An 8820-nucleotide genomic window follows, 5' to 3' on the forward strand; every position below is an offset into this window, starting at 1 on the left:
TCAGCGATAGCAGACGGACTTGACCGCCGCGACCACCTCGGCCGGCGTGATCAGCGCCAGACGCTCCAGGTTCGCGGCATAGGGCATCGGCACGTCCTTGCCGGTGCAGGTCACCACGGGCGCGTCCAGGTAATCGAACGCCCGTTGCATGATGCTCGAGGCCAGGTGATCGCCGATGCTGCCCACCGGGAAGCCTTCTTCCACCGTGACGCAGCGGTTGGTCTTCTGCACGCTGGCCAGCACGGTGTCATAGTCGATGGGTCGCAGCGTCCGCAGGTTGATGACCTCGGCGCTGATACCGTCCTTGGCCAGTTCCTCGGCTGCCGCCAGCGCATGGGCCACGCCGATCCCGAAGGAAACCAGCGTCACATCGCTGCCCGACCGCAGGATCGACGCCTTGCCGAAGGGAATGGTGAAATCCCCCTCGGCCGGCACGTCGAAGGACCGTCCGTAAAGGATCTCGTTTTCCAGGAACACCACCGGGTTCGGATCGCGGATCGCCGATTTCAGCAGACCTTTCGCATCCGCCGCCGAATAGGGCATACAGACCTTCAGCCCCGGAATGGCGGCATACCAGGCGGCATAGTCCTGGCTGTGCTGCGCGCCCACCCGTGCCGCCGCCCCGTTCGGACCGCGGAACACCATCGGGCTGCCCATCTGGCCGCCCGACATGTACAGCGTTTTCGCGGCCGAATTCAGGATGTGGTCAATCGCCTGCATTGCGAAGTTGAAGGTCATGAATTCGACGATCGGCTTCAGCCCGCCCCAGCTTGCACCCGTGGCGATGCCGGCAAAGCCCATCTCGGTGATCGGCGTATCGACAACGCGCTTCGCGCCGAACTCATCCAGCAAGCCTTGGGAAATCTTGTAGGCGCCCTGATATTCGCCCACTTCCTCGCCCATCAGGAACACGGTCGGATCGGCGCGCATTTCCTCGGCCATCGCCTCGCGCAGCGCCTCGCGCACGGTCATGGTCTTGGTCGGCACGCCTTCGGGCAGGTCGCTGTGCGGCCAGCCAGAGGCGGCCTGAACCGGCGCCGGGGCAGGGGCTGCCGCCACCGCCGCGACAGGCGCCGCCGCAGCCGCGATAGGCGCGGCCGCTGCCGGGGCAGGTGTCGCGTCCGAGGCGCTTTCGCCCTCCTCGACCAGCACCGCAATCGGCGTGTTCACCTTCACGCCGGCGGTGCCTTCGGCCACCAGGATCTTGCCGACGGTGCCTTCATCCGCCGCCTCGAATTCCATCGTCGCCTTGTCGGTCTCGATCTCGGCGATGATCTGGCCGGATTTGACCACATCGCCTTCCTTCACCAGCCACTTGGCCAGCGTGCCTTCCTCCATGGTCGGAGAAAGCGCGGGCATCAGAACTTGCGTTGCCATCGTCTTCCCCTCCCTTAAACCGTAATATCCGTCCAAAGCTCGCTCAGCGGCGGCTCCGGGCTTTCCTTTGAGAACTCGGCCGCCTCGTTCACCAGCGCCTTGATCTCCTTGTCGATGGCCTTCAGATCCTCATCCGAGGCAAGGCCGCCCTGCGTCAGCAGATCACGGACATGTTCGATGCAATCCTTCTCGGTCTTGATCTTCTCGACCTCTTCCCGCGTGCGATACTTCGCCGGGTCCGACATCGAGTGACCGCGATAGCGATAGGTCATCATTTCAAGGATATAGGGGCCCTTGCCCGCGCGGCAGTGCGCCACGGCCTTTTCGCCCGCCGCCTTGACCGCCACCACGTCCATGCCGTCAACCTGCTCGCCCGGAATCCCGTAGGCGGTGCCGCGTCCGTAAAGCGTGGTGGATTTCGTCGCCCGCTTCATCGAGGTGCCCATGGCATACTGGTTGTTCTCGATGACAAAGATCGCCGGCAGGCTCCACAACTCGGCCATGTTGTAGGTCTCATAGACCTGGCCCTGGTTGGCCGCGCCGTCGCCGAAATAGACGAAGGTCACGTTGTCATTGCCCAGATACTTGTCGGCAAAGGCAAGGCCCGCGCCCAGCGGCACCTGCGCGCCCACGATGCCATGGCCGCCGTAGAAATGCTTTTCCTTGCTGAACATGTGCATCGAGCCGCCTTTCCCCTTGGAATAGCCGCCGATGCGCCCGGTCAGTTCCGCCATCACGCCCTTGGGGTCCATGCCGCAGGCCAGCATGTGACCATGGTCGCGATAGCTGGTGATGCGCTTGTCGCCTTCCTTCGCGGCGGCCTCCAGGCCCACCACCACGGCTTCCTGCCCGATGTACAGGTGGCAGAAGCCGCCGATCAGGCCCATGCCGTAAAGCTGGCCGGCCTTTTCCTCGAACCGCCGGATCAGCAGCATCTCGCGGTAGTATTTCAGCAGATCGTCCTTCGAGACGTTCGGTCTCTTCTCGGGCGTTTTCGCCATCGGGCCCTCCCAGCACGCAACGGAATGGTTCAACGTTAAACCATCCATACAGCATCGGGGATTTACTGGTCAAAGCGTAATTTTTGCCGCGTGCGGATGCAGGCGGCGCATGGCTGGGGCAGGAATTTCCGGGGATGGCGGGCAAGGGCAGGGCGCGCGGGCCGTGCCGCGGGCCGGACCCGATCAGCGAATGGTGATCTCGTCGGCGCGCATGTAACCCAGCACGTCGCGCGCCTGCTGGTCCAGCAGGTCAAGGTCCAGATAGGCATCCGACAGGCGATGCGTCAGGTTCTGCATCTGGGCCAGCTCGCCAACCAGCTTGTCGCGCTCCAGCCGCAATTCCCCCGCTTCGGCAGTGATCTCGACCCGGCGGAACACACCGTAATCGCCCTGCACGGCGGCAAAGGTGAAATAGGCGCCCAGCGAAAAGGCCAGGGCAAAATAGATAAGCCCGCCGATATTGCGCCGTGCGCCTGCCTGAGTCATGCCGATCCGCCTCGAACCGCCCCTCGTTCACGCGGGGGCCTTTCGGAAACCATGGCACAAGACAGACGGCAAGGGAATCCCCCAAAGCGCGGGATTCCCTTATTTTTCGCCTCAGCCCGCGATGGATGCGGCGTGGATCGAATCAACCGCCGACTTCAGCACCGTGTCGAATTCCGCATCCGACTGCTTGGCCGACAGGCCTTCGCTCAGGGCGCGGCTGAAGCTGGCGATGATGCCGCGGTTGCGCGCCAGGATCTTGTTCGCCGCATCGCGGCTGTGGCCACCCGACAGCGCCACCACCTTCAGCACCGCCGGATGATCCACCAGCGGGGCATAGAAATTGTCCACGGTCGGAAGGCTCAGCTTCAGCATCACCTGCTGGCCGGCGGGCAGGGCGTCCAGCCCTTTCAGCAGCGCTTTTTGCAGCAGGTCTTCCGCCTCGGCCTTGTCGGCGATCGAGATCGTGACTTCCGGTTCCAGGATCGGCATCAGCCCGGCCGCGCTCACCTGCGCGCCCACGGCGAACTGCTGGTCCACCACCGCCTGAATTCCCTTGGCATTGGCGGCCGAGATCACGCTGCGTTCCTTGGTGCCGAAGATGCCCGCCTTCACGGCCTTTGCCAGCAGCGCATCCAGCGCGGGCATCGGCTTCATCAACTGGCAGCCGTCAACCTCGGCTTCCAGACCCTTGTCGATCTTCAGGAACGGCACCACCCGGCGCTTGTCCCACAGGTAGGTGGCGGTCGGAATGCCGTCGATGGTGCGGTCCATGGTCTGTTCAAACAGGATGGCCCCCACCACTTTCGATCCGTCGAACGCCGGCGACTTGATGATCCGCGCCCGCATGGCATGGATCAGGTCGAACATCCCCGCTTCATCGGTCCAGGCGCTTTCGTCCACGCCATACAGTTTCAGCGCCTTCGGGGTTGACCCGCCGCTCTGGTCCAGCGCCGCAATGAAGCCCTGTCCATCGCGGATCTGCGCCGTCATCTCTGCCTTGCTCATCAGTCCGGTTCCCTTTTGTCATGCTTTTTCCCCCGCATAACGGCAAGTCTGGAACCTCGCAATTACGGTCGCGCTAACAGGACAGCAGAAAGCGGCCGCCTCTTGCGAAGCGGCCGCCTGTTGCTGTGCCCTTGTGGCGTGATCAGACCGACAGCGCGGCCACGCCCGGCAGAACCTTGCCTTCCATCCATTCCAGGAAGGCCCCGCCTGCGGTCGAGATGAAGGTGAAATCCTCGGCCGCACCCGCCTGGTTCAGCGCGGCCACCGTATCGCCGCCGCCCGCGACCGAAATCAGATGCCCCGCCGCCGTCAGCCGGGCCGCTTCCTTGGCCGTGGCATTGGTGGCGGCATCGAACGGCGTCAGTTCAAAGGCACCCAGCGGGCCGTTCCAGATCAGCGTCGCGCAATGCGCCATGGCCGCCTTGATCCGCGCCACGGTTTCGCTGCCCGCATCCAGAATCATCCCGTCTTCCGGGCAGGCCGTTACCACAACGATGCTGCTTGGGGCATTGGCCTTGAACTCCTTGGCCACCACCACATCGACCGGCAGATAGATCTTGCAACCGGCTTCCTTGGCCTTTTCCAGGATCTCGCGCGCGGTGGCGGCCATGTCGCGCTCGGCCAGCGACTTGCCGACCTCGACGCCCTGCGCCACCAGGAAGGTGTTGGCCATTCCGCCGCCGATCACCAGATGTTCAACCTTGCTGACAAGGTTGCCCAGCAGTTCCAGCTTGGTCGAAACCTTGGCGCCGCCAACCACCGCCATCACCGGCCGCGCCGGGTTGCCAAGGGCGGCATCCAGCGCCTTCAGCTCGGCCTCCATCAGACGGCCCGCTGCCTTGGGCAACAGCCGCGCCAGCCCTTCGGTCGAGGCATGGGCCCGGTGCGCGGCCGAGAAGGCATCGTTCACATAGACATCGCCCAGCTTGGCGAAGTCCGCCGCCAGTGCGGGGTCGTTCTTTTCCTCGCCTGCATGGAAGCGGGTGTTTTCCAGCAGCACCACGTCGCCGGGGGCCGCTGCCGCGATCGCGGCCTTAGCCGGGGCGCCGATGCAATCGGTGCCGAACACCACCTTGCGCTTCAGCGCCGCCTCCAGCGCGGGAACCACCTGCGCCAGGCTCATCTCGGGCACCACCTTGCCCTTGGGCCGGTCGAAGTGTGCCAGAAGAACCACCTTGCCACCGCGGGCAATGATGTCCTCGACGGTGGGCAGGATCTTGTCGATCCGCGTGGTGTCTGTAACCTTGCCGTCTTCCATCGGCACGTTGATATCGACGCGCGTCAGCACGACCTTGCCGGCCAGCGCCACATCATCAAGGGAATTCCAGGCCATCGCGGTTCTCCTGTTGGGTGTTGCCCCCTCTTTCCGTCCAAACATGCCCAAGGTCAACCGATCACACCCTTTTGTCCTTCCCCTTGCGGCGACCGGTCGCTACCTTTCGCCGCGAAATGAAACCCGGAGAATACGGATGGCCCAGATCAAGGACCCCGAAAACACCATCATCCTGACGCTGAAGGACGGCGAAGTGGTGATCGAGCTTCTCAGCGAAGTCGCCCCCAAACATGCCGAGCGGATGAAGCAACTGGCCCGTGACAAGGCCTATGACAACGTGGCCTTCCATCGCGTGATCCAGGGGTTCATGGCCCAGACCGGCGATGTGGAAAACGCCAACATGGAAAACAACTACAATCCGCGCCGCGCGGGCACCGGCGGTTCCAAATACCCCGACCTGCCGGCCGAATTCTCCAAGCTGCCGCATGACCGCGGCACGCTGGGCGCCGCCCGGTCGCAGAACCCGAATTCGGCCAACAGCCAGTTCTTCATCAACTTCGCCGACAACCACTTCCTGAACGGGCAGTACACCGTTTATGGCCGTGTGATCTCGGGCATGGAACATGTCGACAAGATCGCCCGGGGCGAACCGCCGGCTAACCCCGACCGCATGATCACCGTCCGGGTGGCTGCCGATGTTCAGTAAGATCGTCGCCGCCGCCTTCCTGCTGGCCACGCCTGCGCTGGCGCAGGACGTGCCCGATCTGGCAGGCCCCAACCTGGTGATTCAGGTGTCCGGCCAGGCCAAGGGCACCGTCGTCATCGACCTGCTGCCCGATGTGGCGCCCAAGCATGTGGCGCAGATCACGGCGCTTGCCGAACAGGGCGCCTATGACAACGTGGTCTTCCACCGCGTCATCGACGGCTTCATGGCACAGACCGGCGACGTGCAGAATGGCAAGGCGGGCGGCGATCTGGCCTATGCCGGCACCGGCGGGTCAAGCCTGCCCGATCTGCCGGCCGAATTCTCGAACATCTCGTTCCAGCGCGGCATCGTCGGCATGGCCCGCAGCCAGGACCCGAACTCGGCCAACAGCCAGTTCTTCATCATGTTCGGGGACGGCAGCTTCCTTGACGGGCAATATACCGTCGTGGGCCGGGTGATTTCCGGCATGGATGTGGTGGATGCCATCAAGCGGGGCGAGCCGCCCAGCAACCCGGATGTGATGACCAAGGTCACCGTCCAGAAATAACGAAAAGGGGGCCGGTCGGCCCCCTTTGTCATTCCGTGCAGCTTTCCAGATTGAACTGGTCCCACATCGCATCCTGCGGGCCATCCATCACGGCATAGCGCAACTGCCGCCCGACATCCGACAGGATCAGCGCCGGCGGGGCTTCGTCCTGCGGGTAGGGCGTATCCGCGATCCGGCTGCCGGCCAGCGCATAGACCACACCGCTCCAGACCCGGCACTCGGCCATTTCCGCCTCGGTCGGCAACATGCTGTCAGGGCCGGGCCGTTCGCAGCCCAGGAACAGGTTTCCGGTGTCGCGGCTGGTGCCCATGTTTTCGCCGATCACGCCCCACAGCTTGCGGCCGTCGGGCAGGTCAAGATCCATCACATGCTTGGTCATGCCGGCCTGTTCCCAGGATTCGGCCGCCCGAAAATGCAGCTTCGCCCCGGTTTCCGGTTCGACATAGACCGCCCGTTCCATCGGGCAGGCCATGGCCGCCCCGGCCACAGCCACTGCGGCAACAGCCGCCAGACACATCACCTTGCACTGCATCATCTTCAGTCCAACACCACCAGGGCGTGCCGTTTGCGGCCCGCCGTCAACTTCACAGGGTCAGCCAGATCGCCCGCCTTCAGCCGCATCCCGGCATCGGTGACGATCTCGTCATTCAGCTTGGCGCCGCCTTCCAGGATCAGCCGCTTGGCATCCTTGCCGCTGCCGGCCAGCCCCGCGCGCACGAACAGTTGCACGATCCCGACGCCCTCATCCGCCACCTCGGCAGCACTGACGCGGACGGTCGGCAGGTCGTCCCCCACGCCGCCCTTCTCGAACACCTCGCGGGCGGTCTGCTCGGCCGCCTGCGCGGCCTCTTCGCCATGCAGCAGGCCGGTCGCCAGATTGGCCAGCAGGATCTTCGCCTGATTGATCTCCGACCCTTGCAGCGCGCCCAGCCGGTCACATTCGTCAACCGGCAGCTCGGTGAAGATCTTAAGGAACTTGCCCACGTCGGCATCGGTGGTGTTGCGCCAGAACTGCCAGAATTCGTAGGGCGACAGCATCGCGCCGTTCAGCCAGACCGCGCCGCTGGCCGACTTGCCCATCTTGCGCCCGTCGCTGGTGGTCAGAAGCGGCGTGGTCAGCCCGTAGATTTCGGCGTCGATCACCCGGCGGGTCAGGTCGATCCCGTTGACGATATTGCCCCACTGGTCCGACCCGCCCATCTGCAACAGACAGCCATAGCGGCGGTGGATTTCAAGGAAATCATAGGCTTGCAGGATCATGTAGTTGAACTCAAGGAAGCTCAACGATTGTTCCCGGTCCAGCCGCGACTTGACCGATTCAAACGACAGCATCCGGTTCACGCTGAAATGCCGGCCGATGTCGCGCAGGAAATCCAGGTAGTTCAGCCCATCCAGCCATTCGGCATTGTTCAGCATGATCGCGCCATTGGGCGCGTCCGAATAATCCAGATACCGCGCGAAGACCTGCTTCAGCCCGGCGATGTTCTCGTCAATCCTCTCGGGCGTCAGCAGCGGGCGTTCCTCGCTGCGGAAGGACGGGTCGCCCACCTTGGTGGTGCCGCCGCCCATCAGGGTGATCGGCTTGCCGCCGCATTTCTGCAGCCAGCGCAGGACCATGATGTTCATCAGGTGACCCACATGCAGGCTGGCCGCAGTCGCATCATAGCCGATATAGGCCGGCACCACGCCCTTGCGAAACGCCTCGTCCAGCGCCTGATAATCGGTGCAATCGGCCACGAAGCCGCGCTCGAACATCACACGCAGAAAGTCGGATTTCGGATGGTAGGTCATGGGGCACCCGTGCTTAAAGTTGGCAGCGGTATAGCGGGGCAAGGAGCGAAGGGAAAGATGGCGAAGGGCAGGGCGGACCAGACCACCGATCAGGCGCCGGTCTGGGCGCTTGGCGCCATGTCGGGCACCTCGCTGGATGGCGTCGATGCGGCGATGATCCTGACCGATGGCCATCGCGTGCTGGAATTCGGCCCCCACGCCTATCGCCCCTATACGCCCGCCGAACAGGCCACCCTGCGCGCCGCCCTTGGCCGCTGGCCGGGCGATCCCGGCGTGGCCGAGGCGGCAGAGGTGGTAGAAACCGCCCATGCCGAACTGCTGTCACGCTTTGACGGCGCGGCGCTGGTCGGCTTCCACGGCCAGACCCTTGCGCATGATCCGCGCGGGCGCGGCACCCATCAGGCCGGCAACGGCGCCTTGCTGGCGCAGGTGTTGGGTCTGCCTGTCGTGTGGGATTTCCGGTCATCCGACGTGGCGCTTGGCGGGCAGGGCGCCCCATTGGCGCCGTTCTACCACTTCGCGCTGGCCCGCCATATTGGCGCCACCGAACCCGTCGCCTTCCTGAACCTTGGCGGAGTCGGCAATCTGACATGGGTCAACCCCCACGCCCCCGCGCCCGAGGCCGAAGGCGCGC

The 8820-nt window shown here is 64.3% G+C and carries 10 protein-coding genes; 3 read left to right on the forward strand and 7 right to left on the reverse strand.

Features of this window, described 5'->3' with window-relative positions; all coding sequences use genetic code 11:
• The 5 genes from C5F44_RS08610 to C5F44_RS08630 all read right to left on the reverse strand — a co-directional run bounded on the left by C5F44_RS08610 (nucleotide 1) and on the right by C5F44_RS08630 (nucleotide 5202).
• Entirely contained in the window at nucleotides 1-1377 is a 1377-nt protein-coding gene (locus C5F44_RS08610) for a pyruvate dehydrogenase complex E1 component subunit beta (RefSeq protein ID WP_107673098.1), read from the reverse strand.
• A 14-nt stretch (nucleotides 1378-1391) separates the two neighbouring features.
• Nucleotides 1392-2378, reverse strand: a complete 987-nt coding sequence (gene pdhA, locus C5F44_RS08615; protein ID WP_107673099.1) for a pyruvate dehydrogenase (acetyl-transferring) E1 component subunit alpha — start codon at nucleotides 2376-2378, stop codon at nucleotides 1392-1394.
• Between the two features lie 183 nt (nucleotides 2379-2561).
• Complete coding sequence (locus C5F44_RS08620) at nucleotides 2562-2864, reverse strand: FtsB family cell division protein (protein ID WP_107673100.1); 303 nt, start codon at nucleotides 2862-2864, stop codon at nucleotides 2562-2564.
• A gap of 111 nt (nucleotides 2865-2975) precedes the next feature.
• Nucleotides 2976-3869: a fructose bisphosphate aldolase gene (locus tag C5F44_RS08625; RefSeq protein WP_107673101.1), complete on the reverse strand. Its 894-nt coding sequence runs from the start codon at nucleotides 3867-3869 to the stop codon at nucleotides 2976-2978.
• A 142-nt stretch (nucleotides 3870-4011) separates the two neighbouring features.
• Nucleotides 4012-5202 carry a phosphoglycerate kinase gene (locus C5F44_RS08630; RefSeq protein WP_107673102.1) on the reverse strand — a complete coding sequence of 397 codons (1191 nt, stop codon included), beginning with the start codon at nucleotides 5200-5202 and terminating at the stop codon, nucleotides 4012-4014.
• A gap of 136 nt (nucleotides 5203-5338) precedes the next feature.
• On the opposite strand from C5F44_RS08630, the gene C5F44_RS08635 reads away from it, so the two are divergent.
• Nucleotides 5339-5848, forward strand: coding sequence for a peptidylprolyl isomerase (locus tag C5F44_RS08635; RefSeq protein WP_107673103.1), 510 nt, complete (start codon nucleotides 5339-5341; stop codon nucleotides 5846-5848).
• Complete coding sequence (locus C5F44_RS08640) at nucleotides 5838-6395, forward strand: peptidylprolyl isomerase (protein ID WP_107673104.1); 558 nt, start codon at nucleotides 5838-5840, stop codon at nucleotides 6393-6395. The genes C5F44_RS08635 and C5F44_RS08640 overlap by 11 nt, the downstream gene beginning before the upstream one ends.
• A gap of 28 nt (nucleotides 6396-6423) precedes the next feature.
• On the opposite strand, the gene C5F44_RS08645 is transcribed toward C5F44_RS08640, so the two are convergent.
• Together C5F44_RS08645 and tyrS are read right to left on the reverse strand one after the other, a co-directional pair.
• Nucleotides 6424-6930, reverse strand: a complete 507-nt coding sequence (locus C5F44_RS08645; protein ID WP_107673105.1) for a hypothetical protein — start codon at nucleotides 6928-6930, stop codon at nucleotides 6424-6426.
• Between the two features lie 2 nt (nucleotides 6931-6932).
• On the reverse strand, nucleotides 6933-8186 hold the full coding sequence (gene tyrS / locus C5F44_RS08650) for a tyrosine--tRNA ligase (protein WP_107673106.1): 1254 nt from the start codon (nucleotides 8184-8186) through the stop codon (nucleotides 6933-6935).
• Nucleotides 8187-8243: 57 nt separating this feature from the next.
• Here tyrS and C5F44_RS08655 point away from each other — a divergent pair.
• Nucleotides 8244-8820, forward strand: a 577-nt coding sequence (locus C5F44_RS08655) for an anhydro-N-acetylmuramic acid kinase (protein ID WP_181318229.1), incomplete at its 3' end; no start/stop codon positions are given.

Origin of the sequence: Fuscovulum blasticum DSM 2131, from assembly GCF_003034965.1 — a bacterium.
GTDB classification, from domain to species: Bacteria; Pseudomonadota; Alphaproteobacteria; order Rhodobacterales; family Rhodobacteraceae; genus Pseudogemmobacter; species Pseudogemmobacter blasticus.